The 24,782-nt window shown below is 44.9% G+C and carries 25 protein-coding genes and 1 pseudogene; 14 read left to right on the top strand and 12 right to left on the bottom strand.

What is annotated here, in order from left to right; translation table 11 throughout:
* Positions 1 to 32: 32 nt before the first annotated feature.
* Positions 33 to 875 carry a MurR/RpiR family transcriptional regulator gene (locus tag OO774_RS21255; RefSeq protein WP_264906532.1) on the top strand — a complete coding sequence of 281 codons (843 nt, stop codon included), beginning with the start codon at positions 33 to 35 and terminating at the stop codon, positions 873 to 875.
* Positions 876 to 1,063: 188 nt separating this feature from the next.
* A pseudogene (gene grxB / locus OO774_RS21250) lies at positions 1,064 to 1,715 on the top strand (glutaredoxin 2).
* Between the two features lie 55 nt (positions 1,716 to 1,770).
* On the opposite strand, the gene OO774_RS21245 reads toward grxB, so the two are convergent.
* From OO774_RS21245 to rsxA, 10 genes are all read right to left on the bottom strand, one after another.
* On the bottom strand, positions 1,771 to 2,658 hold the full coding sequence (locus OO774_RS21245) for a DMT family transporter (RefSeq protein WP_264906530.1): 888 nt from the start codon (positions 2,656 to 2,658) through the stop codon (positions 1,771 to 1,773).
* Positions 2,659 to 2,696: 38 nt separating this feature from the next.
* Complete coding sequence (locus tag OO774_RS21240) at positions 2,697 to 3,548, bottom strand: MurR/RpiR family transcriptional regulator (RefSeq protein ID WP_264906528.1); 852 nt, start codon at positions 3,546 to 3,548, stop codon at positions 2,697 to 2,699.
* A 423-nt stretch (positions 3,549 to 3,971) separates the two neighbouring features.
* Complete coding sequence (locus tag OO774_RS21235; RefSeq protein ID WP_264906526.1) at positions 3,972 to 4,508, bottom strand: flavodoxin; 537 nt, start codon at positions 4,506 to 4,508, stop codon at positions 3,972 to 3,974.
* Between the two features lie 136 nt (positions 4,509 to 4,644).
* Entirely contained in the window at positions 4,645 to 4,908 is a 264-nt protein-coding gene (locus OO774_RS21230) for an RnfH family protein (protein WP_264906524.1), read from the bottom strand.
* A gap of 2 nt (positions 4,909 to 4,910) precedes the next feature.
* A complete protein-coding gene (locus OO774_RS21225; protein ID WP_264906522.1) occupies positions 4,911 to 5,591 on the bottom strand; it encodes an electron transport complex subunit E in 681 nt (226 codons plus the stop codon).
* Positions 5,584 to 6,192 (bottom strand): RnfABCDGE type electron transport complex subunit G, encoded by a 609-nt coding sequence (locus OO774_RS21220; protein WP_264906520.1) that lies wholly within the window; start codon positions 6,190 to 6,192, stop codon positions 5,584 to 5,586. Before OO774_RS21220 ends, OO774_RS21225 begins: the two co-directional genes overlap by 8 nt.
* Positions 6,193 to 6,194: 2 nt before the next feature.
* Positions 6,195 to 7,190, bottom strand: a complete 996-nt coding sequence (locus OO774_RS21215; RefSeq protein ID WP_264906519.1) for an RnfABCDGE type electron transport complex subunit D — start codon at positions 7,188 to 7,190, stop codon at positions 6,195 to 6,197.
* Positions 7,187 to 8,800: an electron transport complex subunit RsxC gene (gene rsxC / locus OO774_RS21210; protein WP_264906518.1), complete on the bottom strand. Its 1,614-nt coding sequence runs from the start codon at positions 8,798 to 8,800 to the stop codon at positions 7,187 to 7,189. The genes OO774_RS21215 and rsxC overlap by 4 nt, the downstream gene beginning before the upstream one ends.
* Positions 8,801 to 8,809: 9 nt before the next feature.
* On the bottom strand, positions 8,810 to 9,337 hold the full coding sequence (locus tag OO774_RS21205; RefSeq protein ID WP_065298764.1) for an RnfABCDGE type electron transport complex subunit B: 528 nt from the start codon (positions 9,335 to 9,337) through the stop codon (positions 8,810 to 8,812).
* Positions 9,338 to 9,350: 13 nt separating this feature from the next.
* A complete protein-coding gene (gene rsxA / locus OO774_RS21200; RefSeq protein WP_264906515.1) occupies positions 9,351 to 9,926 on the bottom strand; it encodes an electron transport complex subunit RsxA in 576 nt (191 codons plus the stop codon).
* A 295-nt stretch (positions 9,927 to 10,221) separates the two neighbouring features.
* Between rsxA and nifL the strand changes: the two genes are divergently transcribed.
* The 6 genes from nifL to OO774_RS21170 all read left to right on the top strand — a co-directional run bounded on the left by nifL (position 10,222) and on the right by OO774_RS21170 (position 16,775).
* Positions 10,222 to 11,763, top strand: a complete 1,542-nt coding sequence (nifL, locus tag OO774_RS21195) for a nitrogen fixation negative regulator NifL (protein ID WP_264906513.1) — start codon at positions 10,222 to 10,224, stop codon at positions 11,761 to 11,763.
* Positions 11,760 to 13,358: a nif-specific transcriptional activator NifA gene (gene nifA, locus OO774_RS21190; protein WP_264906511.1), complete on the top strand. Its 1,599-nt coding sequence runs from the start codon at positions 11,760 to 11,762 to the stop codon at positions 13,356 to 13,358. Before nifL ends, nifA begins: the two co-directional genes overlap by 4 nt.
* 141 nt (positions 13,359 to 13,499) lie before the next feature.
* The gene (nifB, locus tag OO774_RS21185) at positions 13,500 to 14,825 is read left to right on the top strand and encodes a nitrogenase cofactor biosynthesis protein NifB (protein ID WP_264906509.1); all 1,326 of its coding nucleotides are present in this window, start codon (positions 13,500 to 13,502) and stop codon (positions 14,823 to 14,825) included.
* Between the two features lie 237 nt (positions 14,826 to 15,062).
* Positions 15,063 to 15,587, top strand: a complete 525-nt coding sequence (locus OO774_RS21180; protein WP_264906507.1) for a nitrogen fixation protein NifQ — start codon at positions 15,063 to 15,065, stop codon at positions 15,585 to 15,587.
* A gap of 297 nt (positions 15,588 to 15,884) precedes the next feature.
* Positions 15,885 to 16,097, top strand: a complete 213-nt coding sequence (locus tag OO774_RS21175; protein ID WP_014234032.1) for a cold-shock protein — start codon at positions 15,885 to 15,887, stop codon at positions 16,095 to 16,097.
* 270 nt (positions 16,098 to 16,367) lie between these two features.
* Positions 16,368 to 16,775, top strand: coding sequence for a VF530 family DNA-binding protein (locus tag OO774_RS21170; RefSeq protein WP_264906505.1), 408 nt, complete (start codon positions 16,368 to 16,370; stop codon positions 16,773 to 16,775).
* Positions 16,776 to 16,969: 194 nt separating this feature from the next.
* On the opposite strand, the gene leuE is transcribed toward OO774_RS21170, so the two are convergent.
* Positions 16,970 to 17,602 carry a leucine efflux protein LeuE gene (gene leuE / locus OO774_RS21165; protein WP_264908680.1) on the bottom strand — a complete coding sequence of 211 codons (633 nt, stop codon included), beginning with the start codon at positions 17,600 to 17,602 and terminating at the stop codon, positions 16,970 to 16,972.
* Positions 17,603 to 17,890: 288 nt separating this feature from the next.
* Between leuE and OO774_RS21160 the strand changes: the two genes are divergently transcribed.
* From OO774_RS21160 to OO774_RS21145, 4 genes are all read left to right on the top strand, one after another.
* Entirely contained in the window at positions 17,891 to 18,907 is a 1,017-nt protein-coding gene (locus tag OO774_RS21160; protein ID WP_264906504.1) for a TRAP transporter substrate-binding protein, read from the top strand.
* Between the two features lie 48 nt (positions 18,908 to 18,955).
* Entirely contained in the window at positions 18,956 to 19,504 is a 549-nt protein-coding gene (locus OO774_RS21155; protein ID WP_264906503.1) for a TRAP transporter small permease subunit, read from the top strand.
* A 151-nt stretch (positions 19,505 to 19,655) separates the two neighbouring features.
* Positions 19,656 to 20,933: a TRAP transporter large permease subunit gene (locus OO774_RS21150; RefSeq protein ID WP_264908679.1), complete on the top strand. Its 1,278-nt coding sequence runs from the start codon at positions 19,656 to 19,658 to the stop codon at positions 20,931 to 20,933.
* A gap of 34 nt (positions 20,934 to 20,967) precedes the next feature.
* Positions 20,968 to 21,450: a gluconokinase gene (locus OO774_RS21145; RefSeq protein ID WP_264906502.1), complete on the top strand. Its 483-nt coding sequence runs from the start codon at positions 20,968 to 20,970 to the stop codon at positions 21,448 to 21,450.
* Positions 21,451 to 21,500: 50 nt separating this feature from the next.
* On the opposite strand, the gene OO774_RS21140 is transcribed toward OO774_RS21145, so the two are convergent.
* The gene (locus tag OO774_RS21140) at positions 21,501 to 22,421 is read right to left on the bottom strand and encodes a DMT family transporter (protein WP_264906501.1); all 921 of its coding nucleotides are present in this window, start codon (positions 22,419 to 22,421) and stop codon (positions 21,501 to 21,503) included.
* Positions 22,422 to 22,516: 95 nt separating this feature from the next.
* Here OO774_RS21140 and OO774_RS21135 point away from each other — a divergent pair, with 95 nt between their 5' ends.
* Together OO774_RS21135 and rarD are read left to right on the top strand one after the other, a co-directional pair.
* On the top strand, positions 22,517 to 23,428 hold the full coding sequence (locus OO774_RS21135; protein ID WP_264906500.1) for a LysR substrate-binding domain-containing protein: 912 nt from the start codon (positions 22,517 to 22,519) through the stop codon (positions 23,426 to 23,428).
* Positions 23,429 to 23,758: 330 nt separating this feature from the next.
* Positions 23,759 to 24,658, top strand: a complete 900-nt coding sequence (gene rarD, locus OO774_RS21130) for an EamA family transporter RarD (protein ID WP_264906499.1) — start codon at positions 23,759 to 23,761, stop codon at positions 24,656 to 24,658.
* Positions 24,659 to 24,782 lie beyond the last annotated feature (124 nt).

Genomic DNA, 24,782 nt, shown 5'->3' with positions numbered 1-24,782 from the left:
GCAAGTCACAGAATGAATCTATGGAGAACATAATGTCAGCACCAACCACACTAAGTGAATTGCAAGACCAAATCAGGAATCGCTACGGTGATTTAAGTAAACGTCTTCAACAAGTTGCAGCTTATGTACTTGATAATAAGAGCAGTGTCGCGTTTGAAACTGTTTCTGTTATTGCTGAACAAGCTGATGTTCCGCCATCGACATTGATTCGTTTTGCCAGCGCTTTCGGCTACAGTGGCTTTAACGAAATGAAACAACTATTTCGTACAAACTTACTTGAAGAGACGTCTAGCTACACTGATCGCGTGAAACTTTCAAAAAGCATGGATGCCGACGAAGAGCCACCAGAGCGCCCTATTGATATTCTGCAAGCTTTTGCACGCGCCAATACCAGTGCAATACAACAACTTTCGACTCAAATCGACGAAGACAGCCTCAACAAAGCGGTAAAACTGCTCTCTGAAGCAGACAATATTTACGTCATCGGCCTTGGACGCTCGTTCAGTATCTCTTCATACTTAACATACGCATTCCGTCACCTGAACAAACGTGCGTTTCTTATTGATGGGCTTGGTGGCATGTTCAAAGAGCAAATCAACATGATTCGCGAAAACGACGTAGTCGTAGCGATCAGTTTCTATCCGTACGCGCAAGATACCACTGATGTGAGTGATGCGTTAGCAAACACAGGCACAAAGCAGATCATTCTTACCGACAGCCAGATCAGCCCACTTGCAGCCTTCAGTGATGTCTGCTTTGTTGTGAAAGAAGGCAAAGTAGATGCGTTCCGTTCTCAGGTGGCGTCACTATGCCTAGCCCAAACGTTAGCGGTTTCACTGGCTTTTCAGGAAAGCGAAAAAAATTCGGCTGCATAATCCGCTCGCAAATTCTGGGCGTATTGAGATACGCCCAGCGTCCATCTCTCCTCCCTTTTTTCCTGCTTTTTTTCACTATTTGTTGTTGAGATCCAACACAAACACATAAAACAAATGAAAAAATAATTTCATTTTAACCTATAATTGAATATTAATTCCCTTAAATATTTTCAATAGGTAGGAGAAAGATGAAGTTATTTGTTTTTGAACATTGCCCGTTTTGTATCAAGGCAATGATGCTCGCGAACTTAAAGAACATGCCTGTCGAGTTTGTGTATTTACAAAACCACGATGTGGATGCGCGTATCGACAAAGTTGGCGCGAATATGGTTCCCATACTTGAAAAAGAAGATGGTACCTACATGGCAGAAAGCCTTGATATTGTGAAATATTTAGATGAATGGGATGGCAAGCCTGTATTATCAGAGGCTGTACATCAAACTGATATCGACCGTTACAATCAGGCAGTAAAAAAGTGTTGAAGGTCCACTTGTGCACCCTCGCTGGATGGAAATCACTTTGCCCGAGTTTGGTAGTGCAGAGGCCAAAGCTTGGTTTACCACCAATAAATCGAAAATGATCGGAATGTCATTTGAGCAGGCGATGGCGCAAAGTAATGAGTTTCTCATTCAACTGAACCACACTCTGCGTAATCTGGAATGGCTTACGCTACCTTCAAGTCGCGATAATGTTCTCAGTTACGATGATATTAACGTCTACCCTACTCTGAGAAACCTTACCGTAATCAAAGGCGTGGAGTTCCCAACAAACGTTCGTCGCTATATCGATGAAGTGACGGCGTTAACCAACATTCCGCTTTATGACCACGTAGCGGTATAACTTCACTTAGCGCCCAATCACACGGGCGCTGATTGTTTTTAAAAAGCAGATTGTTTTAAAAAGCACGCAGCCTCTTCATCTGCACTCGCACTAAATCCCAGCATCGATACACCATCAAAGCCGTAAGTATAAGCACAATACCCAATATTTTATTGGTCGACATCACTTCATTTAGCCACACTACACTGATCAACACGGTCCACAAAGGCTCTAGTGTCATAAGCAGTGCAGCATTGGTTGCATTTGTGCCGCTCTGGCCTTTGATTTGAATGAAGAAGCGCAGACATGTCGCCGGAATAACGCTGGCAACAAACCACCCCAACGTACTCATGCTGATTGAGGTTGGCCAAGATTCTATACAGGCAGAAAAAAGAATCGCTAATAAGCCACCGGTAAAGAACTGAACACATGTGAGGTAAAGCACGGGAATAGTTTGAGAGTGATGACTATTACAAATGAAATGTAACGCCACAAAAGCCGCCGAAATAAAAAAGAACAGCTCACCCGTAGACATTGAGAAACTCCCCGAGAGGGATAGAAAATACAGTCCCGCGCTGACGAATGGAAGAGAAGCCCAAAAAGGGCGTGTTGGCCGCTGTTTAAACAGCATCCACCCCCAGATAGGTACAAATAGCATAGAAAGGCTCATGATAAATGCGCCCACACCCAGTTCATCACTGACTGAGACGGCATAAATCCACAAAGATAAAGACAAACCTTGCAGCAGCCCTATCCATCCCGCTGTGACAAACTGCTGGCGCTCGCCATGAACCAGCTGCTTCATGCCGAATGGCGCGATAATCACAGCGGCGCAAACAAACCGAAATCCAATAAACGCGAGTGGTGGTAACTCCGCAACAGCCTGCTTAGAAAACAACCACCCCAAACCCGCTAATATGGTGGCAGAAAACAGATACAGTTCCGCTTTTTTATTTGAAGTCATTACCGCCTCTACGTTTATGGGAAACCAGCTACACCCTATTAAATATCCAGAGCGTCGACCTGCGTCTCTTGATTTGTGTTGTAAATAAGTGCAACCACAAGTGACTGAATCAAACATTGGGTTGCGGATAAAGTCCGATACTTTTCTAACTGCGATTCTTTAATCACAAAACAGGCATCGCTATTGGTTGCTATAGGGCTTACCTGGCTGTCAGTAATCGCTATCTTCTTCACGCCTTTTTCTTCAACAACTTCACTAACCATGACCGATTCGTCAGAGTAAGGTTCACTGCTGATGATGACGACCACATCGCCTCTGTGTATCGTCTGCATTTGCTGCAGGTAAATTGCTCCCAGACCGTCAATCAGAAACACCCGGCGATCTATGCGTCTCAGTGCGTAGACAAGATACGATGCCATACCAAAGCTGTGTCCGAAGCCAACCACATATATATTATTCGCCTCATTAAGCAACGTAACCGCTACTTGGAGTGTGTCGTGCTCAATTTGCACGTTTAAGTCTTCAAGGGAGTTGATGTTCGCCTTAGCTAACTGAGCAAGAATATTCGCTGGAGACTCGATATTCTGAACATCATCTAAACCCGTACAAATCCGGGCATAACCGGTGTAACTCTCCGTCTGTTCAGCTAAATTAATACGAAACACTTTTTTGATGTCATTGAACCCACGATAGTGAAATGCGTGCGCAAACCGAGTCAACGTCGATGGCGGAACCTCCACATTACGAGCTATTTCGGACACCGAATCGAACGCGATACTTTCCGGTTTTTCAACGACATACTTAGCAACTTGTTGTAAGCGTTGACTCAAATCTTCATACTTTGCGTAGATGTCCCTTTGCAGTTCTTTCACGCTTGTTGCTGCAATCATATTCCCTCCTTGGAATAAGCTGTGCTTTGTGGAAAAAGGCAGACATCACCATTTGTTGCAGCAAATACAACCCCAGCAAGAAATGTGTATTGTCGAAAAAGCATTGGGATTACCACAAAAGATGATGAGTCAATATCAATTCGGCTTATAAATTTATGGAAGCTTTATTTCATTTTAATTTTAAAATGAAATAAAAGTCAACATGATTGATTGCGATCTTTCAGCGGTGAATGTTAGAAAGGACTCAGGGTAAAGAAACGTTTAACTCTCAAGAAAAACAGCAAGATTTTCACATCTGAACCTGGCTTTACAATCTCTATCCTCATATAAAAAAATGCCACTCTCAATACAAGAATGGCATTGTGCCTAGGTTTCTCAGTACGGCTAAATAGTGTTGGCTTTATGGTTATGGTTGATTTTTATTCACAGTGCCATTTCTGCTTTGATCTGCTCAACCCACCCTGCAATACGCTGCTCTGTCAGGCTTAATTGATTATCTTTGTCGATCACTAACCCGACAAAGTCATCGCCGTCAACAGCATTAGAAGCAGTAAACTCGTACCCTTCTGTGGGCCAGAATCCAACCATCTCTGCGCCGCAGTTGGCGACATGATCATATAGCTCACCAAGTGCATCCACAAACTCGTTGCTGTATCCGACCTGATCACCCAAACCATATAGCGCCACTTTTTTACCCGATAGATCCATGTCTGAGAAGTTGGGTAGGAACTCTTCCCAACTCTCTTCCTGGCAATCCGTTGATAAACCAGGAAGCTGACCCTCTCCTAACGTTGGCGTACCGAGAATCAGATAGTCATAACTGGCAAATTCATCGGCGTCGACGCGGTTAATGTTTTTCGGTTTATCCGCAACCTCGTCACCAAGTTGTTTTTGGATCAATTTGGCCATTTTGCGAGTGCTGCCCATATCAGTACCAAAGAAAATTCCCACTTTGCTCATAATTAGCTCCTTGCTTAAATTTTTGTCATGGCAGGGATACGCTGCAAAATATCTACCATACATTTAGTTGAATACTTTCAATAAGTTAAAAAATTCCGTTCAAACAATGTCTGACCTAATGTCGCAAAGGTGACAATTAGTCGTCATCACCCTCATCTTCGTCGTCAGGCTGCCAAATTAACGGGCGGTAAATTTCCACACGGTCACCTTCTTTTAACTCACGATCCAACTGGGTGGATTTGCCGAAAATACCCACTTTTTGTTTGTCGAGATCGATAGCGGGAAACATATCTAAAATATTCGAAACCTGAATAGCGCTAAGTACGGTTGCGCTATGGTCAACATCGACTGACAACCATACCTGTTCATCCGGTAAGGCGTAGACAACACTTACTTTCATGGTTACCCCCTAGTGTTATGTGCTAGCGCTGGCGTTGTGTTTGCCAGCATGGATTCGTATTTCTGTTTTAACGCCAGAACCAAGCCCAAAACCAGAAAGCCTCCCGGCGGCAAAATAACCAACAACAACCCTTGGTAATCATCAATAATGACCATTTCCAGAAACGCAAAACGTTCGCCCAAAAGTAGATGCGCATTGCTAAACAAGGTTCCACTACCGAGAATTTCGCGTATCGCGCCGAGCATAGTCAGTACCCAAGTAAAGCCTAACCCCATAAACAGACCATCCACGATAGAGGGCATGACAGCGCTTCTACTGGCAAACGATTCGACGCGCCCGAGAATGGCGCAGTTTGTCACAATCAGCGGAATGAATAGACCGAGAACTTTGTGCAGAGAATGGAGGTAGGCATTCAGCAATGCATCAGTCAGCGTCACGAGTGTTGCGATAATAATGACATTCACCGGAATACGTACAGTTTTACTGATGACCCCTTTCGCCATTGAGTTAAGTGTGTTCGCCGCCACCATCACAACCATTGTGGCCAGGCCAAGCCCCAGGCCGTTCGTCGCACTGCTGGTTACGGCGAGTAAAGGACAAAGTGCAAGGGACTGTTTGAGCACAATGTTATTGCCCCATAAACCTTGTGACATAATACTTTTGTACTGGTTTGATTCACTCATTGTTCGCTCCTTGGTAAGATTCAAGCGCTAACAACGCCTGATGCACGCCTTTTACTACGGCTCTGGGTGTAATTGTTGCGCCGCTAAATTGGTCAAAATCACCCCCGTCCTTTTTCACCGCCCACACACCTGTGTTCTCTAAAGTGCGCTCGGCAAAACTGAGTATCCAACTGCTTTTCTCAGCTTCGATTTTGTCACCCAGTCCTGGCGTCTCACTGTGACTGATGATTCGAACGCCAATAATCTCCCCACTGATTTTTAAGCCGATAAGAAAGCGGATCGTGCCACTGTATCCCTCCTGCTCACCTCGGATCACCCAGTTAATCAGTTGCTGATTTTCATCTTCCACTCGATACAGTTCAAATGACTTTCCCTCATACTCGATACGCTGGCGGTTGGAAAACACATCATTCGAATAAGGTTGTCCCGCCAAAACTTCCCTCAATAGAGCGTTCTGATCTTCTAAGATACGCTGAGAGATGATTGGCTTCGTCGCCCAATTCGTAACAAACAAAAGTAATGCGGCGAGCGCACATGCACTGGAAAGCAATATGACCTGATACGAAATACGCTCTTTAAATGGCTGTAATCTGACTTCCATGATTATTCCTCCGTCACTCGGCTAGTACCAAACACATTTGGGCGCAGGTAGTAATCAATTAAAGGGCTAACCGCATTCATAATCAGTACCGCAAAAGCCACGCCTTCGGGGTAACTGCCAAAGGTTCGAATCAACCAAACAAGCAGCCCACACCCCAGCCCATAGATAAGCTGACCGCGAATGCTGGTTGGAGAGGTAACAAGATCTGTCGCGATATAAAACGCACCCAACATGGCTGCGCCACTGGTGAGGTGAATCCACGGCGATAGATAAGCTTCGGAGTCGATCAAATGACTTACCAATGCAGGTATTGTCAGACCAAGCATAAAGGTCACAGGTATAGCCCAGTGAATAATGCGTCGCCAAATCAAATAACCGCCGCCACACAGGATAAGGAAAGTACTGGTCTCACCTAGACTCCCTGAGTGCTGCCCAAAGAACTGCTGAGCAAACTCAACTGGCAAGGTTCTTTCAATACTGAGAGCCGTCGCCGCTGTCACACCGTCAAAACTCAGCCATCCATCCGGCACGGTGACTAAATTGTTGCTCAAATCTAGCGGTGTTGGGGCCGCCCACTGTGTCATTTCAACCGGAAAGCAGATCAGTAGCATCACGCGCGCTAGCATGGCTGGATTGAATAAGTTCTGCCCTAACCCACCATAGATTTGTTTGCCCAAAATAATGGCGAACATACTGCCGAACACCGCCAGAGTGATTGGGAACGAAGGCGGTAAACTCATGGCGAGCAGCAGCCCGGTCAGTATCGCCGAACCATCAAAACACGCACTAGGTTTCTTTTTCATTGCTAACAAACATAAACATTCACTTATGATGCTGGTTAAACAACACACGGCTATCAGTGCGATACTGTTGCGCCCAAACTGAAAGCCAGCCAATACACAAGCAGGTAATAACGTTAAGATAACGAGATACATAATTCGTGTAGATGAGCTCCCGTTGTGAGCAAATGGGCCAATTACTGAGTCATATTTGATCATAACTGTTGCTCCTTCTCAGCGGCTTTATCTTGACGAGATACTCGCGCTGGACGTGGTGGGCGGGCCGGTCTCTCTGGACGAGTCGGCTTTTCCGCTCGCTCAGGTTGAGCATTTCGGACAGGTCTCTCTGGTCGCTCAGGCCGCGCATTTCGGGCTGGTCTTGTCACTTTTTTCGCAGCTTTGGCTTTCTTCTCAGCGGCCTCAAGGGCGAGACGTTGCTTTCTGGATTCATTAAGCACTTTGGTCTGAGCCGCCCTTTGCTCCATAAAGGTATGCGATGCAATCACTCCTTTTGCGTGCATAAAATACTGAACTAAAGGAATCGAAGAAGGGCAAACGTACCCACACGCACCACAAGACAAGCAATGATTCACACCCAGTTCTTCCGCGCGTTTAAAGTCGGAAACTCGAGTGTATGCGGCCATTTGAAATGGCATCAAACCCATAGGACAGGCTCGAACACATTGACCACAACGAATACACTCTTGATGTTTGGTTTCAAGAAACACCTCGTCTTCGGTTAACGCCAGTATTCCGCCAACCGTTTTATCAACAGGTACCTGCATTGAAGGAATAACCTGGCCCATCATGGGTCCGCCTAAAAGTAATCGCTCCGTGGAGTCACTGACCCCACCGCAATAGTTAATGACTTCATTTACTGGGGTTCCAATTGGTACCTCTACATTTTTAGGCTCTGCGATCCCCTTACCACTCACCGTGACAATCCGCGAAACCAGAGGACGACGGAATCGAACCGCATGGTACACCGCCCTAACCGTAGAAATATTGTTAACTAAAATACCGACCTGAGTGGCACGTCCTCCTGGTGGAACATCTTTTCCAGTGAGCGTTTTTATTAAGTGCTTCTCAGATCCCATCGGGTAAATACTCGGCACCTTACGCACGTCAATAGTGTCGACTTCACTCGCGGCAAACTGGAGCGCACTTAACGCATCCGGTTTGTTATCTTCCACGCCGATAATGGCCCTTTGCGCACCGCTCGCAATCAACATCATCCGTATCCCCGAAACAATTTCTTCAGGGTAGGTTTGCATGGTTAAATCATCACTGGTCAGATACGGTTCGCATTCACCTCCGTTAATGATGATGGTGTCTACTTTGGCGCTTCTTGAAAATCGCAACTTAACCGCGGCTGGGAAACCAGCGCCACCTAGCCCGACAATGCCCGCTTCCGCAACGCGATCAATAATGATATCTGCATCTAAGTTATGGATATCTTCACCCGGCGAAGATACTCCCCATTGTTTATCGTCATTCGCGCGAATGACTACCGTGTCACACTTCACTTTCGCCGGATGAGTAGTAATGTGCGGGACAATTGCTGTCACCACACCATTCACAGATGAATGCAAAGGTGCGACGAAGTCAGTAAGTCCAACAGCAACCAACTGCCCTCTGTGCACTGATTCCCCAGGGCTAACCAATACCCTTAACTTTGCCCCGGAACGAGTCTGCAATGGTAAATAGATATTCCGAGGCCAGAAATGGCGATCAATACGTTGATCGGACGTTAACTCTTTATAAGCTTTGGGATGAATACCGCCACTAAATGGTTTATTCCACAAACTAACACTGCTTAAACTGGACATGATTCACTCCTAAACCGACAATGAAGGCTTTGGCCAATACCATGTCGACACCGACGGCGTCACTTCGGACATGGTCAAGCAACCTCGTGTACAGGCTTTTTCACATAACTGACAACCAGTACACACGTCTTTTAGTACCGTGTGTAACTGTTTCGGCGCACCGACAATTGCATCAAAAGGACAGGCTTTGTAGCAGCGGTTGCACCCGTTACACTGCGTTTCATCAACCCTTGCCACCAGCTCAGTGTCTTGATCACTTGTATCAATTGAAACACCGAGCAACTGTGCAACGTTTTGAGCAAGTAGCGCTCCGCCAGGTGGACAACAAGCCGGGCTTAGTTCACCAGTGACCATTTTTTCGGCGGCCTGACGACAACCAGCCTCTCCACACTGACCGCATTGGCCACCCGGCAGTAATGCTTCAACTTTATCTATCCTCGGGTCGCCTTCCACATGGAACATTTTTGCAGCGTACCCAAGCGCAAGCCCAAGCAATGCTCCGAGCGTGACAAAAAATATAAGCGTCGTAAGTAACATGACTTAGTCTCCTCTATGCCATTCCCGAAAAGCCCATGAAGGCCATCGACAAAAATCCCGCTGTGATGAATGCTATCGGAGAGCCTTTAAATGCTGACGGAACCTGACTCAACATAAGTTGACTGCGTAGACCAGCAAAAATCGTGATCACGAATAGAAAGCCCAAAGCAGACCCTAAACTGAACATAATGGTATTGAGAAAGGACAGATTGTCTTGAACAGCCAACAATGCGACCCCAAAAACGGCACAGTTGGTGGTGATGAGAGGGAGAAATACGCCCAAAGACTGGTACAGTTCAGGAAAAGATTTTTTAACGTATAGCTCGGTAAACTGAACGACCGCAGCGATGACCAATATGAAGGATATGATCCTCATAAACTCCAGATGCAACGGCTCCAAAATCGCAAACTCAATAATCCAGCTTGATACCGTCGCTAAGGTAAGCACGAATATCGTTGCGATCCCCATTCCCACCGCACTGGTAATTTTGCTCGACACTCCCATGAACGGACACAAGCCCAGAAATTTGGCTAAAACGACATTGTTTACAAATGTCGCACTCAGAAAAATGATCAATCCTTCGGACATAACAGCACTCCACTAGCTTCCTTTCTCAAAGGTGGTGCATAGCGTATGCCACGGAGCGTTTTTGCACTGGAATGAATCAAACGACCCCGTCAATACAGTGCTAGCGCGCAGGCTAAGCGATTTTCTTTAGCAAAATATCTGTGTCACAAACCCAACAAAGTTCGCTTGTTCGCATGAATAATTGTCCGAAATCAAACAAACCTTCACTTTAGCGAGCCCACCATACCTGGCTTGAGTGTTTGGAATAGGAAATGCATTGACGGTCTTATATCGCCAAACGTATAAGGAAAGACGTATGGAACAACTTGATAGCCTGCTACCCGATAGCAATTCAATGGTGTTTGACATGCAAGCGTTCGAGCAGATCGTTGCGCATGCTCCTGTCGCCATCAGCATTACCGATAAATATGGCAACATACTTTTCGTCAATAAGACCTTTAATCAGATCACTGGCTATAGTTCGCGCGAACTGATTGGTAAGAATTCGTCACTGCTTTCGTATAAGGCAACACCTCAACGCGTATATCAAAATATGTGGCTAGCCATTACCAATGGTGACCATTGGCAAGGTCAGTTGGTCAACAGAAAGAAAAATGGAGAGCCATATATTGCCGAAATTTCGATTTCTCGGCTAAAAGAGAAAAGTGGCGAGACACGATATTATGCCATCCATCGCGATATTACAGAGCGACACCAACGTATCACTGAGCAAAAAAATCAGTTCACACTCTTTCAGGCGGTGCTGAATGGTTCTTCGACAGCCATCGCACTGGTTGATGCCTCCAACAAGCTGCTAGTCAGCAACAAAAAGTATCAACGAATACACAACAGCATTGACCACTGCCCTATCGATTTATTGCTGCAAAGCATTCAGCGAGACTATCAACAGGCTAGTGTGGTTGAGTTCATCGGCGAACATAAAAACCGTACGCAAAATATCTCTGTTCGAAATGAAGACGGTACATGCGAACGATGGTTTGAATTTACATTGGCGAAAATTCCGGTTTCAACCATCAACATTGAACATTATTTTCTTCCAGACAGTGATGATGACTATAGTGTTATCTCTATCACTGAGCGTACCAAAGAGAAGCTCTTGGTCGAGGAACGACGTATTAATGCTACCAAGCTAATGGTGAGGGACAATAAATACGTCCACGCTATGCAAGAAGCATTAATGGGTACACTGCATCAATTGCAGGGACCGTTCAATGTCATCGATTCTGCGGTGAATATTCTCAAACGCACTAATGCCTCCTGTCCCGGTTTAATCGCGATGGATGACGCAATGGCGAGTGCAAATGCAGCCATGCAAGAAATCATGCTCGCCATCCCTGAACGAGAAAGAGAAGCGCGGCAACCAGTGAATCTCAATGAAGTGATTCGTGATTCATGCAGCATTAGTAATGATGAATTGATGAGGCTTTCAATCAACTTAGAGCTTGATCTATCGCCAAAGCTTTCCTCAATCAACGGCACGCCTCATCGACTGATTCTTGCCATAAAACAGCTCATTGATAACGCGTTGGATGCAATCAAATATGCTAAACCGTCTGATCGAACGCTGTTCATTCAATCTTATGAAAGAAACGGAGAGATAGTGGTTGATATCGAAGACAATGGCTTCGGGGTGAAAGAAGATCTTCGTCTGACCGTATTCCAACCATTTTACAGCACCAAACCAAAGCACCAGTCTGGCTGTCGCGGTATTGGGCTTTCTATCGTACAACAGGTGCTCAATGAACATTCAGCTACCGTAACGATTTCAGACAGTCGTCGGCTAAACGGCGCGAAAGTCTGCTTAACATTTCCAATTAATAGCGGTAAGTCATTATGATAGAAGATCATTCGCTTTTAGATTTAGAGCGTCAGTTATTGGCGGCAATGTATCGAATATCTAGTGTTCTAAATGCTAGCTTAAATTACGTTGAGTCATGCGACAAAATACTTAAAATTCTGCACGATGAGTGTCGTTTACAGTGTGGCATGCTTACCATTCTCGACCACCAAAAGAACATTTTATTGGTTAAGTCTGTACATAGCCCACTTAGCGACAGTAGCCGAGACCAAAAGAACGTTTACTATAAAACCGGTGAAGGTATTGTCGGAGAAGTCCTCAGTCAAGGAAGCTCTATGGTAATTCGCAATCTCGGTAGCGATATGCGCTTTGCGGACAAAATGGCACTCTATGACTATGACAAGCCTTTCATCTGCGTTCCAATCAAAGACAGTAATAGTAAAGTTCTTGGCGCACTTTCAGCCCAGCCACCTAATGTCAGCGACGAGCACCTTACGTTGTTGTCTAAATTCCTCGATATGATTGGCAACTTAATCGCCAAGAATATTCAACTGTCTCAGAACGTTGAGCGAACCGAAAAAGAACTTGTTGATGAGCGTGACGGATTACGCCGTAAAGTTCGTAACAACTACAGTTTTCACAACTTAGTGGGACACACCAAAACCATGAGGCAAATTTTCGACCAAATTCGTCTGGTGTCTCGCTGGGATTCAACGGTGTTGGTTCGCGGTGAATCGGGGACAGGTAAAGAGCTTATAGCCAACGCGATTCACTATAACTCTCCTCGAGCTGATCGTCCGTTTATCAAACTAAACTGCGCAGCACTGCCTGATAACTTGCTCGAATCTGAGTTGTTCGGCCACGAAAAAGGCGCATTTACGGGTGCGGTCAAGCAGCGTAAAGGGCGATTTGAAATGGCACACAATGGCACTATTTTCCTGGATGAAATCGGCGAAACCAGTGCAGCGTTTCAAGCAAAGTTATTGCGAGTATTGCAGGAGAAAGAGTTTGAACGAGTCGGGGGAACAACAACTATTACGGTAAACGTGCGTATTATCGCCGCGACTAACCGTCATCTGGAAGAGGAAGTGACGCAAGGTAACTTCCGTGAAGACCTTTATTACCGTCTGAATGTTATGCCAATGCACTTGCCTCCTCTTCGGGACCGCATTCAAGACATTCCAGAGCTTGCCGAGTTCATGCGCAAAAAGCTCAGTAAGCAACAAGGTCGCAACCTCACCATCAGTGACGATGCGATACGAGTGATGATGAATCACAATTGGCCGGGTAACGTGCGTGAACTAGAAAATACCTTGGAACGCGCTTCGGTATTGTGCGAGTCCGGCGTCATTGATGCCAGCTTAATCAAAATCAACCAGTCTGAACCCAGCTTTTCAGCATCGGCTCAACCCACTTACGCACCAACTCTTGCAACCTCGACACCGCCTCGCGTACCAGAAAGTCAGCTTATGCAACGGGAGAAAAGCAAACCGGCTGACGAGAGAGAACTGGTAATCGATGCGCTTGAGCGATCTGGTTGGGTAAAAGCCAAAGCAGCAAGGTTGCTCAATATGACGCCGCGTCAAATTGCTTATCGAATTCAAATATTAAATATCGAGATGAAACAAATCTGACAATTTTCGAAAGCTAGATATTGTTGGCAAACGAACAATTGTTACTAATCAGAATCCTTAGCTTATGTAAAACAATACGTTAGTTAAGGAACAATGATTGCAATGAAGCTTATTAAAGGCATTTACTCATAAGGGGCAGACATGGAAAGTCCTTCACCGCACGCAAAAAGTGACGATTGTGCACAAGATAATCTTCATCACTTTTTCAATAAACAAACGCAAGATAAAATTGCGAAACACCCTTGCTATTCGAAGCAGGCTCATCAATATGCCCGTATGCATTTACCTGTAGCACCAGCATGCAACATACAGTGCAACTACTGTAACCGGAAATATGACTGCAGCAATGAGTCTCGCCCGGGAGTTGTGTCACACGTTATGGATAGTGCAGCCGCTCTCAAACAGTTTTCTACCATTAAAAAACGTGCGCCTAACCTGACGGTAGTTGGAATCGCAGGCCCTGGTGACGCGCTCGCAAACCCACAAGCCACGTTTAAAACCCTGAGAGATATCCATAAAGCCGACCCCAACGTACAGCTTTGTATCTCAACCAACGGACTTGCGCTTGCTGAACATGTTATGACGCTGGCGGTATTAGGTGTTAATCACCTCACCATTACGATTAATTGTATTGATGCTGAGATCGGAGAAAAAATTTATCCTTGGATTTTTTACAACCAAAAACGGCTTAAGGGTAGAATCGCCGCACAAACACTTATTGATCGTCAATTGCTCGGATTAGAGTTCGCAGCCAAGGCTGGCATGCTGGTGAAAGTGAACACAGTACTTATTCCGGGCATCAACGACCATCACATTGCTCAAGTATCAGAGAAAGTGAAATCACTAGGCGCGACACTGCATAACATCATGCCGCTGATTTCCGACCCAAGTCACGGCACCTATTTTGGGTTGAACGGTCAGCTGGGGCCAACAGAAGATGAACTGCAACGCGTCCGCGAAGAATGCGGTGTGCATATGCCGCAAATGACCCATTGTAAACAATGCCGAGCAGACGCCGTTGGAATGCTTAGTGATGACAAGGCCTCAACATGCGGCTCATCTTCTAAACCATCGGTATATAAAGTCGCGGTTGCCAGCCATGGAGAAGCCCATATCGGATTGCATTTTGGCCACGCCAAACGCTTTGAGATCTACCAATATGACCAACAATCACAACAGTTTCTGTTTGAGGAATCACGCAACGTTGCTCAATACTGCACAGGCCAAAGTGAATGTGGTGAAGAGTCTGAAAAAGAAGCCTTGTTCGACACAATCGCAGATTGCCAAGTGGTTCTCAGCGCAAGGATCGGAATCTCACCGTGGCGTGAGCTAGAGAAACGTGGCGTTATTCCGAACGTGGACTTTGCCTTCCAACCAGTAAGCAGCAGCTTAGAAGCAATCGCCAAACAATACTGTCGTGATAATCAGCAAGCGGAGACAAAACATGAGCTTTTCAATCAACAATAAATGTGTCGGCTGTCATGCTTGTATGACGGTATGCCCGAATCAGGCGATATATAAAAGCAACAGAGCAGACAAACCATTTGCGATTCATACTAAGCGGTGTAATGAGTGTGCTTCTTTCTGGCACGAGCCACAATGCGCCAGTATTTGCCCTATCGAGGAGGCGATTGTTGATCACGCCAATCGACCCCTAAATCCTTTAGGCAGCTTGAGCCCGCAGCAGCAAGGGAGCTCGGTATAGTGAACGCTGGAAAATGCAAACAGTACTGGCAACCAATCGTCCACTCATATTTGAGTGGGCGGTCTGCACTACCACTTTACCTCGGACTGGATAAAAATCGCTTTATTCACGTGATTGAGTCCTTCGATCTTGGAGGTAATTCAATCAACCTAGAAACCAAACAAGCCGCATTACGTAGCGAGTTAATGGCATTACGAACCGAAGAATACGATCAGCTACGTCAATTGTTATCTCAGAACTTGGCTAACTCACGTCCGTTTGCAGAGGAAATGGCCATCGTTATATCCAGTGGCTGTATGGGAAGCCAACACCTCTGGCATGACTTAGGGCTACCTGAAAGAGCTGTACTTACACAGTTATTTTCTGACTACTTCCCCACCTTATCTACAAAAAATGTTAGCAATATGCGCTGGAAACGGTTTTTATACCGTCAGCTATGTGAAAACGGTGGCGATTATGTGTGTCGTTCCCCAAGCTGTGAAGCCTGCTCAAGTTACAATGATTGCTTCGAGACGGCGACGTGACATCACTTATATGGCTCAAATTGTAGAACGTGTCAGCGAACAGCCCTGACAGTTTAAAGACGCCCCCTCAAAAAAATAAACAAAAATAATCCTTTACATGTAGCAACTAAAAGACAATAATGGCGCCGCTCTGTTGTTCAGAGTTATTAAATGAGACATCACGTAGTAAAAGTAAAACCCTTAGAAAACCAAGTTGTTATCCTCAGTGTTTCCCTTAGCTTCAAAGATACATTAAATAATTCAAGCTACTAGCGCATTCAAATAATTAATTTTTTCAATTTATATAAGGGACATATCATGTCTAATAAAACAACTGGTTCTGTAAAATGGTTCAACGAAACTAAAGGTTTTGGTTTCCTAACTCAAGACAACGGCGGCGCAGACGTATTCGTTCACTTCCGTGCAATCGTTTCTGACGGTTTCAAAACTCTAGCTGAAGGTCAAAAAGTGACTTTCGAAGTAGAGCAAGGCCAAAAAGGTCTTCAAGCTGCTAACGTTGAAGTAGCATAAGATTTTAAGTAGGCGCAGGCTGTAGGAAACTACGGCTTGCGCCACTTATCTCTGATTCTATAAACATCTCCCCCTTTTCAATCCCCTCAATTTTCTTTACCTGATTCCCTTTCTTCTATTGATATTGCTTTATAACGAGCATCTTTCACGCTTTTAAGCTATTACATGTCATACCCATACAAAATCCTAATCTTGATGAGTAAATGGTCAGATTATTGTGGGAATTGGTATTATGCCTATATTTAAACACGAGCCCCTGAGGTACAGATCATGACTGATGAAGAAAGAATTGAACTTCAAAAAAACAACCCTCTCCATGGTCTTAAACTAGAGACGATGATCGCTGAACTAGCGGACTTTTATGGATGGGATATCTTAGATGCAGCCATGCGATTTAATTGTTTTCATACCAATCCCTCAGTCACAAGTAGCGTGAAGTATTTAAAGAAAACAGATTGGGCAAGAGAGAAGTTAGAGAACTTTTATTTGTACCGATTTAAGCGCATGCCGAGAGCATCAAGTGAAGAGTTCGAACTGCCTCCACGTGCCCGTACGTTTCCAAACGGACTCAAACCTAAAGAGCCAATGGAACTGACGGTTGAGTCAATTTTAAAGTCACAAGCGAAAGCCGCTTCAGCGCACAAAGAACGTTCTTCTCGGAATCGTTCCAGACGATAAGACCTAGACAGCATATCGCCGCCAAGAGCCTAGAAACACAAAAGCAATTAGGTCGTTTGAATATCAAAAAAGTGGAGGAGTGACCATACCCCCACTTTTTCTCTATTAGAGCAATAAAACCCCCTCAACTCCCGTTCTTCCAGTTAAGACCTTCGGGCAAATAAGGACTTGCTCAGATATGCAGCAATTGAATATCAACTCAAGCTCGCTAGCCTTGCCGCAAACCCCATAAAGAACATACCAAGCAATCCGTTGCCTAACTTTGCTAACACCTTATTATCTTTGAATAATTGGGTTAAAGATGAGCCGAGAAAGATCAGCGTACTCAGATAAATGATACTGAAGACTTCGAGAATAAACGCGAGGATTAGGTATGAAATCCAGGTATTTTCGTACGTATAATCGATAAACTGGATAAAGAATGAGACGTAAAACAGGATCGCTTTCGGATTAGTCAAACTCAAAGTCAGCGACTTAGCGAACACATTTTCTCTCTTTTTAGGGCGAGCGACTTCAGACTCATCATCATTTGTTTGACTCAGTAATTGATGGATGATTTTCACCCCTAAATAGAGCAAATACGCGGCACCCAAGTAACGGATAATCGTGAACAGAACAGGAGACGCTTGAATTAATGAAGCGACACCTAGATAAGAGAGCAAAATTAAAACCGCGTCACCAATAAGCACACCTGAAGCCGCTTTGTAGCCCGCCTTAACACCCAGCGATGAACTCGATTTCAACACATAAAGAGAGTTCGGGCCCGGAGCGAGGATTATCATGGTTAATCCTACTAAATACGTCCATATATTAATTACGCCAAACATCTCCAACATGACGAACAACCCTTCTTAAAAAAACATCTCACGGAAAGATGAGATATAACTGAAACCAGTAGCAAAGTCTATCTCGAACCAGAAAAATTCACGCGACAGATATTAGTACATTCATAACACACCTCTCATTTATGTTAGAAATTAATTAAAGATGTTATAGAACGTGATCAAACTCCTAGAATTCAACAGATGTTACCGGTAACTTCGCAAATGTTCCCGGTAACATTCGGGCGTAGTAGGAATACAAGTAGATCCGATAATAAATTAAAGGACGAATGAATGAACATCATACAAAAATCCCTAACCTCAGCTGTCTCACTAGCGTTGCTATCCTCTTCTGCTTTCGCTGCGAACTTTAACTTCAAATTTCAATCCAGTGACCCATCTGGTGATAAGAACTTCCAGGTTCAAAAAGAGTGGACGGAACGCGTAGAGCAAATGTCTGGTGGCCGCATTGAAATTGATTTATTGCCAGTAGGTGCGGTGGTTAAACACACTGAAACCTTGGGTGCGATTAAAATGGGCATCATCGACGGTCATATTACGGCAACCGGTTACTTCACTGGTCAGGATCCTGCTTTTGGTCTGATTGGTAATATGGTTGGTGCGTGGTCTGATACACGTCAACTGCTGCAATACATCAACTATGGCGGTGGTTATGAGTTGATGACAGAGCTGTATGCTCCTTATGGCGTGAAATACATTGGTGGTTCAACAACAGGCGTCGAATCGTTTGTATCTAAGGTTCCACTAAACGGTGTTGATGATCTTAAAGGTCTGAAATTGCGCGCTCCAGAAGGTCTGGTACAGCAAGTGTTTGCTGCAGCCGGTGCAACCCCAGTAAACCTGCCTGGATCAGAAGTCTTTACCGGTTTGAGTAAAGGCGTTATTGATGCTGCTGACTACACCGTTTTCTCTACCAACCATCAAGCAGGCATGAACGATATCGCAACCCATCCTGTTCAACCGGGCTTCCACTCTCTGCCAACCATTGATATCTCAATGAGCCAGAAAAAGTGGGACAAACTACCTGCGGATCTTCAGGAAATCATGACGGTATCGGTGCGTGACTTTGCCGAAGATATTACAACCCAACTTCGTATTGCCGATCAAAAAGCCGTTAAGGAAGCTGAAGCGAATCCTAACATCACCATTCACGACTGGTCGGAAGAAGAACGTAAGAAGTTCCGTCAAATCGCAATGGGTGAGTGGAAGAAATACGCAGAGCTCTCTCCAAATGCTAAAAAAGTTTACGATTCTATTACGACTTACTTAAAAGACTCAGGCCTTCTATAAGTTGTTAAGGGAGGGTAACTCCTCCCTATTTCATTGGGAACTAGACATATGAAAGAATCAGACACCAATGTCGTGGCTGAAATGCCTCACAATATACTCGATAAAGCAATAACCAAAATCAGTGAGCTGTTTAGTTTATTGTTTGTTGCCACCGTGCTCATTTCTTTTTATGAAGTCGCAAGTCGCTATTTGTTTAACTCGCCGACAATATGGGTTCATGAAACCGCTTCTTTTATTGGTGGCGCACTGTTTGTCATTGGTGGTGCTTACGCACTGGCTACCGATAAGCACGTAAGAGTTGTTCTTGTTTACGATGCAGTATCACAAAAGACAAAGCACTACCTGAATGTCTTTCACCACTTAGCGGGACTGCTATTTAGTGGATTGTTGATTTATGCAGCGTGGCAAACTGTGGCTAACTCATGGTTTGCCCCTTGGGGGGGAATACGATTAGAAACCTCCGGCTCCGCTTGGAATCCTCCATTTCCTGCCCTGCTTAAAGGAATCATTCTATTTACCGTTTGCTTGATGTTTATTCAGTTCATTTTGCATTTGATTAGAGAAATTCAACAACTAAGGAAAGAAGGCGATGAATAATTTATCTTCTACAAAACAAGCTGTAGGGAGCTACAAGCCTGTGTTCCTTATAATAAGCCTTCTGACGTTAGCCGCTGCTTTAGGATGGGTTGGTGTGCAAACTTTCACATCGAACTTGTCATCAATTGGAATCGAGTACGGCAGCTTGCTGATGCTGGTTTTGATGATTGGTCTATTGTTGACTGGCATGCAATTAGCGTTTGTAACAGGGCTCGTCGCCCTTGTCTTTACCTTAGGTTGGTTTGGCGTCGATGCATTGCCACTTATCACCAGTCGTATTTTCAGCTTCGTGAGTGGGTATGTGTTCCTTGCGGTGCCGATGTTTGTACTCATGGCCGCCCTGCTCGATCGCTCAGGCATTGCCAGAGACTTGTTCGATGCAATGAAAAGTGTCGGCCGCAAAGTACGTGGTGGTGTTGCGGTTCAAACCTTACTTGTCGCGGTGATTCTGGCTTCTATGTCGGGCGTTATCGGCGGTGAAACGGTACTACTCGGCATTCTTGCGCTACCACAAATGCTAAGACTGGGCTATGACCGTAAATTAGCAATCGGTACAACATGTGCTGGTGGTGCTTTAGGTACCATGCTTCCACCAAGTATCGTGCTGATTATTTATGGTTTATCGGCGTCAGTATCGATTGGCGAACTATTTAAAGCGGCCTTCTTACCAGCGTTTATTCTGGCTATGTTTTACATGGCTTACGTACTGATTCGCTGTAAGCTGAATCCAGCCCTTGCCCCACTACCGTCAGAAGAAGATCTGGCCAAAGATGCTGAAGCTCATCCAAGCTACTTCAAGGCACTGTTCTTCCCTCTCCTATCGGTTGCGACGGTTCTCGGTAGTATTTACACCGGTGTCGCATCCGTTACCGAAGCTTCTGCGCTAGGCGTGGTCGGTATTGCTATCAGTGCTGCGATCCGCAAAGAGCTAAATTGGAAAATGGTTAAAGAGTCTTCCATCGCCACCATGCGTACCTGTGGCATGATCATGTGGATCGGTATCGGCGCTTCAGCACTGGTTGGTGTTTACAACCTAATGGGTGGTATCGACTTTGTTGAGGAAACCATTCTCGCCCTAAGTGGTGGTGACGCGATGTCTACTCTGCTGATCATGATGGCAATACTGTTTGTTCTGGGTATGTTCCTCGACTGGGTTGGCGTTGCACTACTGACTATGCCGATTTTCGTCCCGATCATCACTGGCCTTGGAATGGATCCAATCTGGTTTGGTGTCGTATTCTGTCTGAATATGCAGGTTGCGTTCTTGTCTCCGCCGTTTGGTCCGGCAGCATTTTATCTCAAATCTGTTGCGCCGAAAGACATTAGTCTGGGTGAGATATTTACAGCACTTCTTCCATTTATAGCTCTACAAGTTTGTGTTCTTGCTCTCGTGATTGTTTTCCCTGAGCTTGCATTATGGTGGCGATAAGCTTGCCAGTTAAGCCTAATTATGAGTTGATACTATGAATAAAAAATATGTCGTTATGGGTGTTTCTGGGTGCGGTAAATCTTCTATCGGTAACTCGCTGGCAAAATCTCTGAACATCCCTTTTTTCGATGGTGATGATTACCATCCAGCGGAGAACGTTGAAAAAATGAGGAATGGCATCCCTCTTACCGATGAAGACAGAAAAGAGTGGCTGCTAACGCTCAATGCGCTTATCCAAGAACAAGATAACTTGGTGTTGGCATGCTCTGCACTGAAACCCGAGTACAGAGAAGCATTAAAAGTAGGCTGTAATGATCTCACGTTCTGCTATTTAAAAGGCGATTTTGACACAATATGGTCACGGCTTAAGGCCCGAGAAGATCACTATTTCCAAGGTTCAGCGATGCTAGAAAGCCAGTTTAGCACTCTGGTAGAACCCAGCGAACAGGAGGCAATCTATATCGATATTAATCAGCCTCCGGAAAAAGTGGTCGAGGATATTCTATCAAAAGTTTGATCAAACAAGGGCTGGTTCACCAGCCCTCTTTAACTGACGAGATGGACCATTCAAACGTGATGAACTGGTGTAGGAAAGAAGTGCCTGAATAACTTGGCGGCAAAACTATTCATCAGCGCAGCTAGAATGATCAGCGTAATTCCGACGACCTGGTAGTGAGAAAAACTTTCATCAAAAAACAAGACCTGCCATACCGCGGTAAACAGTAGATTGGTAAAAATCAGCGGTGCAAGTTGCGAGTTACTTTCGGCCAGTCTGTAAGCTTTAGAACGAAAGATTTGATTCCCGACGACGGATATCGAGAGCGCTAAAAGGCATACCCACACCAAAGTGTTGAGTTGTGGTTCGATTAATATCTGCATATCCATCTCGGACAAACCTGAGAGAAATGACAATGGCAGAACACTCAACGCTGCGATTAAAAATGTCCAACTATTGAGTGCTGCAGGCTTGACCTCATTCTTGCTGGCGCGAAACAAACTCACCTGTGACCCTGCACTAAAGAATCCCGCACCTAAACCTATCAACAGCTCCGGTCTAAACTGAATACCTGACACATCCCCAGCCAGCATTAACACGCCAACAAAAGTTGCCGCTAACCCAAATTTCGTTTCAGGTTTAATCTTTACTTTAAAAAACAACTTTTCCAGAACGGCAATAAAGAGCGGTCCTGTTGCAAAAAGTACCGAGCTTTCTACCAGGGATAAGGTATTCAACGAGGCAATAAAGCACAGTTGGCATGCAGCAATACATAACCCACGAATAATAATAGGTTTTATTACTTTACGTGGTGGCAGAGGTAACTTTGATGCCAATACGATTGCAAAAAGTAACAATGTTGGCATGAGAAAACGTAGAAATGTAAGCAGCTCAATGCCCATCATTTCGGTAAGTTTTTTTAATAAAAGTCCAGTTAATGACAAACTGAACGTTGAAATTAGCATGTAAGGTACAGCATGGTTCTTCAGCAAAATGATATCCTCCTTATCGACGAGCTCATACTAGTGCAATGACAACAAAGAAAAAAACGAATATATTTAAACAAACCTGTTAGATAAACTTACAAATGAATAAACGACCACCACTGAAATCTCTTTACGCCTTTGTCGCGGTTGCAGAAACTGGCAGTATGACCGAAGCCGCTGCCGTGCTTAGCGTGAGCCATTCTGCAATCAGCCAAGCGATAAAAAGCCTTGAGTCTCTTATCGGACAGCCTTTGTTTCAGCGTGTTGGCAGGCAGGTTCAGCTCAACTCCGTTGGTCAGAAATACTACAATGACATTGCTCCAGCATTAAAAACGATTGTCGAGGCGACAGAAGCCGTCACTCATCAGCCACAATCAAATCGAATCACCCTGAATATGATCAACTCTCTGGCGATACATTGGTGGGTGCCACGAGTAAATAATTTCCAGCAATATGCGCCCAATGTGGATATTCGCCTGTCAAACTTAATCGGCCCATTTGATTTAAACCAAGAAGGAGTGGATGTCGCGATCATTCACGGAACTCCCGACGAATGGGAAGATTACTATTGTGAAAAACTCGGGGATGATGAACTCTTGCTGGTTTGCAGCCCGGACTTATTGCAGCCATCGCAAGCTCCCCAGAGTGCTGCTGACTTGTTACAACGCTATCCCGCGATTTATGCCGAAAACCTGCGTAGAAAACAGGACTGGAGTGTCTGGTGTCAGGGTAACTCGCTCCCTGTCCCTAAACAGCGCAATAATTTGAGTTTTATTGCGTCAATACATGCCGTTCAAGCCGCGATTCGAAAGCTGGGCGTTTTCGTCACCCACCGATTATTCGTTCGTGATGAAATTAAACACGGTTTGTTAACAGAAGTCGGTACCCCGGTTAAAAATCCGCATTTGGAATTTTTCTTTGTTTGCAAACCTGAAAAGTTGCGTAACGAAAATGTTCTTACTCTGAAGTCTTGGTTGAGTAAAGAATTTAATAACACTCTAGAAGGACGTTGAATTGGCCGGTTACAACAAATTGGTTGAGTTTTTGCTTTCTGCTTAGAAGATAAACAAGCAAAAAAGCCAAGCAGCAAGAAAGCCGCGCTTCATAAGTACCCCGCTAGTATTTCTCGCCATTTTTTATGCACTCACGCACACATCTGGTGCAAAGATGTTTCATTTCTGTTAGCTTACGCAAGAGAACGTAACAATGATTTTGCAACACATTGAGCAATGAATAATCATGCTGGTCAAACAACATGACTCACTCTCAATTAGTCCGCTTGTAAATACGCTAGACGCGATCGCGTGCTATGTCATCAATTTGAATCACACTCGAACAGAATTATGCACACTAAAACCAATACTCCTTTTGGCGTGACTCTCAATATTATCGGCTCAGCCCTATTCGCGACTATGTTCGCGTACACGTCCTTACTGGGTGAACTTGATGGAGAGGAAATATATGGATGGCGTATTTTAATTACCGTCCCACTTTTAACGGTTTTTATTCTTGCCAACGGACACTGGCACCAGGTCGTGGCTATCTTTGAGCGAATGTTAAAATTCGACTTAACGTTCATTTTGACTCGCTTCATCGCGTCGTTTTTGATTGGCGTTCAGTTATGGCTGTTTTTGTGGGCGCCTGTGAACGGCTACGGACTTGCCGTTTCACTTGGCTACTTTATGATGCCCATCAGTTTGGTTTTGGTTGGGCGTTTGGCATTTAACGATCAAATGTCTCGCTTTCAGAAGCTAGCCTGTTTTTTCGCCGTACTTGGCATTCTCAATCAAATGTTGATATCCCAAACGTTAGCCTGGCCTACCCTGGTAGTCTGCTTGGGTTACCCAATCTACTTTTGGTTGCGACAAAAAACCGACACAAACAATATTGGTGGTGTCTGGTTCGACATGATGTTAAGCCTGCCAATCAGTCTCTACTTTATCTTTGAAAGCGGACACATTCTTCAAGAGCTCAACATAACTTCTAATCTCCTTTGGTTAATCCTGGGCTTGGGGTTAATCAGTACATTAGCGCTGGCATTTCAATCTCTGTCTGCGCCGCATCTGAACTTGAGCCTGTTTGGTCTGCTGGTTTATGTTGAACCCGTCCTTCTGGTTGTGGTTGCGATTTTGCTGGGCGAGAGTATCGCTACGAGCGAGTGGCCAACATATATTGCCATTTGGCTCGCTGTTTTTGTCTTGATGGTAGAGGGTTATCTGAGTTTGAAGAAAGCGAAATATTAAATGGTAAATCGCGTTCGTTTAACTGCGAACGGCATATGAAGAACCGCATCTTCACACTATGCAGTCATCCTGACCAGCGACGAAGGAGCGTGATTCAGGATCTACTTACCGCGCACGTTATAGC

It is taken from the genome of Vibrio sp. STUT-A11, from assembly GCF_026000435.1.
Classification (GTDB): domain Bacteria; phylum Pseudomonadota; class Gammaproteobacteria; order Enterobacterales; family Vibrionaceae; genus Vibrio.
This window is presented reverse-complemented; position numbering and strand designations above follow the sequence as displayed.

What these genes read in the sequence shown, in the direction of transcription:
- OO774_RS21255 (WP_264906532.1), top strand. Translation starts at nt 33, where the DNA reads ATGTCAGCACCAACCACACTAAGTGAATTGCAAGACCAAATCAGGAAT.
- OO774_RS21245 (WP_264906530.1), bottom strand. Translation starts at nt 2,658, where the DNA reads ATGACTTCAAATAAAAAAGCGGAACTGTATCTGTTTTCTGCCACCATA.
- OO774_RS21240 (WP_264906528.1), bottom strand. Translation starts at nt 3,548, where the DNA reads ATGATTGCAGCAACAAGCGTGAAAGAACTGCAAAGGGACATCTACGCA.
- OO774_RS21235 (WP_264906526.1), bottom strand. Translation starts at nt 4,508, where the DNA reads ATGAGCAAAGTGGGAATTTTCTTTGGTACTGATATGGGCAGCACTCGC.
- OO774_RS21230 (WP_264906524.1), bottom strand. Translation starts at nt 4,908, where the DNA reads ATGAAAGTAAGTGTTGTCTACGCCTTACCGGATGAACAGGTATGGTTG.
- OO774_RS21225 (WP_264906522.1), bottom strand. Translation starts at nt 5,591, where the DNA reads ATGAGTGAATCAAACCAGTACAAAAGTATTATGTCACAAGGTTTATGG.
- OO774_RS21220 (WP_264906520.1), bottom strand. Translation starts at nt 6,192, where the DNA reads ATGGAAGTCAGATTACAGCCATTTAAAGAGCGTATTTCGTATCAGGTC.
- OO774_RS21215 (WP_264906519.1), bottom strand. Translation starts at nt 7,190, where the DNA reads ATGATCAAATATGACTCAGTAATTGGCCCATTTGCTCACAACGGGAGC.
- rsxC (WP_264906518.1), bottom strand. Translation starts at nt 8,800, where the DNA reads ATGTCCAGTTTAAGCAGTGTTAGTTTGTGGAATAAACCATTTAGTGGC.
- OO774_RS21205 (WP_065298764.1), bottom strand. Translation starts at nt 9,337, where the DNA reads ATGTTACTTACGACGCTTATATTTTTTGTCACGCTCGGAGCATTGCTT.
- rsxA (WP_264906515.1), bottom strand. Translation starts at nt 9,926, where the DNA reads ATGTCCGAAGGATTGATCATTTTTCTGAGTGCGACATTTGTAAACAAT.
- nifL (WP_264906513.1), top strand. Translation starts at nt 10,222, where the DNA reads ATGGAACAACTTGATAGCCTGCTACCCGATAGCAATTCAATGGTGTTT.
- nifA (WP_264906511.1), top strand. Translation starts at nt 11,760, where the DNA reads ATGATAGAAGATCATTCGCTTTTAGATTTAGAGCGTCAGTTATTGGCG.
- nifB (WP_264906509.1), top strand. Translation starts at nt 13,500, where the DNA reads ATGGAAAGTCCTTCACCGCACGCAAAAAGTGACGATTGTGCACAAGAT.
- OO774_RS21175 (WP_014234032.1), top strand. Translation starts at nt 15,885, where the DNA reads ATGTCTAATAAAACAACTGGTTCTGTAAAATGGTTCAACGAAACTAAA.
- OO774_RS21170 (WP_264906505.1), top strand. Translation starts at nt 16,368, where the DNA reads ATGACTGATGAAGAAAGAATTGAACTTCAAAAAAACAACCCTCTCCAT.
- leuE (WP_264908680.1), bottom strand. Translation starts at nt 17,602, where the DNA reads ATGTTTGGCGTAATTAATATATGGACGTATTTAGTAGGATTAACCATG.
- OO774_RS21160 (WP_264906504.1), top strand. Translation starts at nt 17,891, where the DNA reads ATGAACATCATACAAAAATCCCTAACCTCAGCTGTCTCACTAGCGTTG.
- OO774_RS21155 (WP_264906503.1), top strand. Translation starts at nt 18,956, where the DNA reads ATGAAAGAATCAGACACCAATGTCGTGGCTGAAATGCCTCACAATATA.
- OO774_RS21150 (WP_264908679.1), top strand. Translation starts at nt 19,656, where the DNA reads ATGCTGGTTTTGATGATTGGTCTATTGTTGACTGGCATGCAATTAGCG.
- OO774_RS21145 (WP_264906502.1), top strand. Translation starts at nt 20,968, where the DNA reads ATGAATAAAAAATATGTCGTTATGGGTGTTTCTGGGTGCGGTAAATCT.
- OO774_RS21135 (WP_264906500.1), top strand. Translation starts at nt 22,517, where the DNA reads ATGAATAAACGACCACCACTGAAATCTCTTTACGCCTTTGTCGCGGTT.
- rarD (WP_264906499.1), top strand. Translation starts at nt 23,759, where the DNA reads ATGCACACTAAAACCAATACTCCTTTTGGCGTGACTCTCAATATTATC.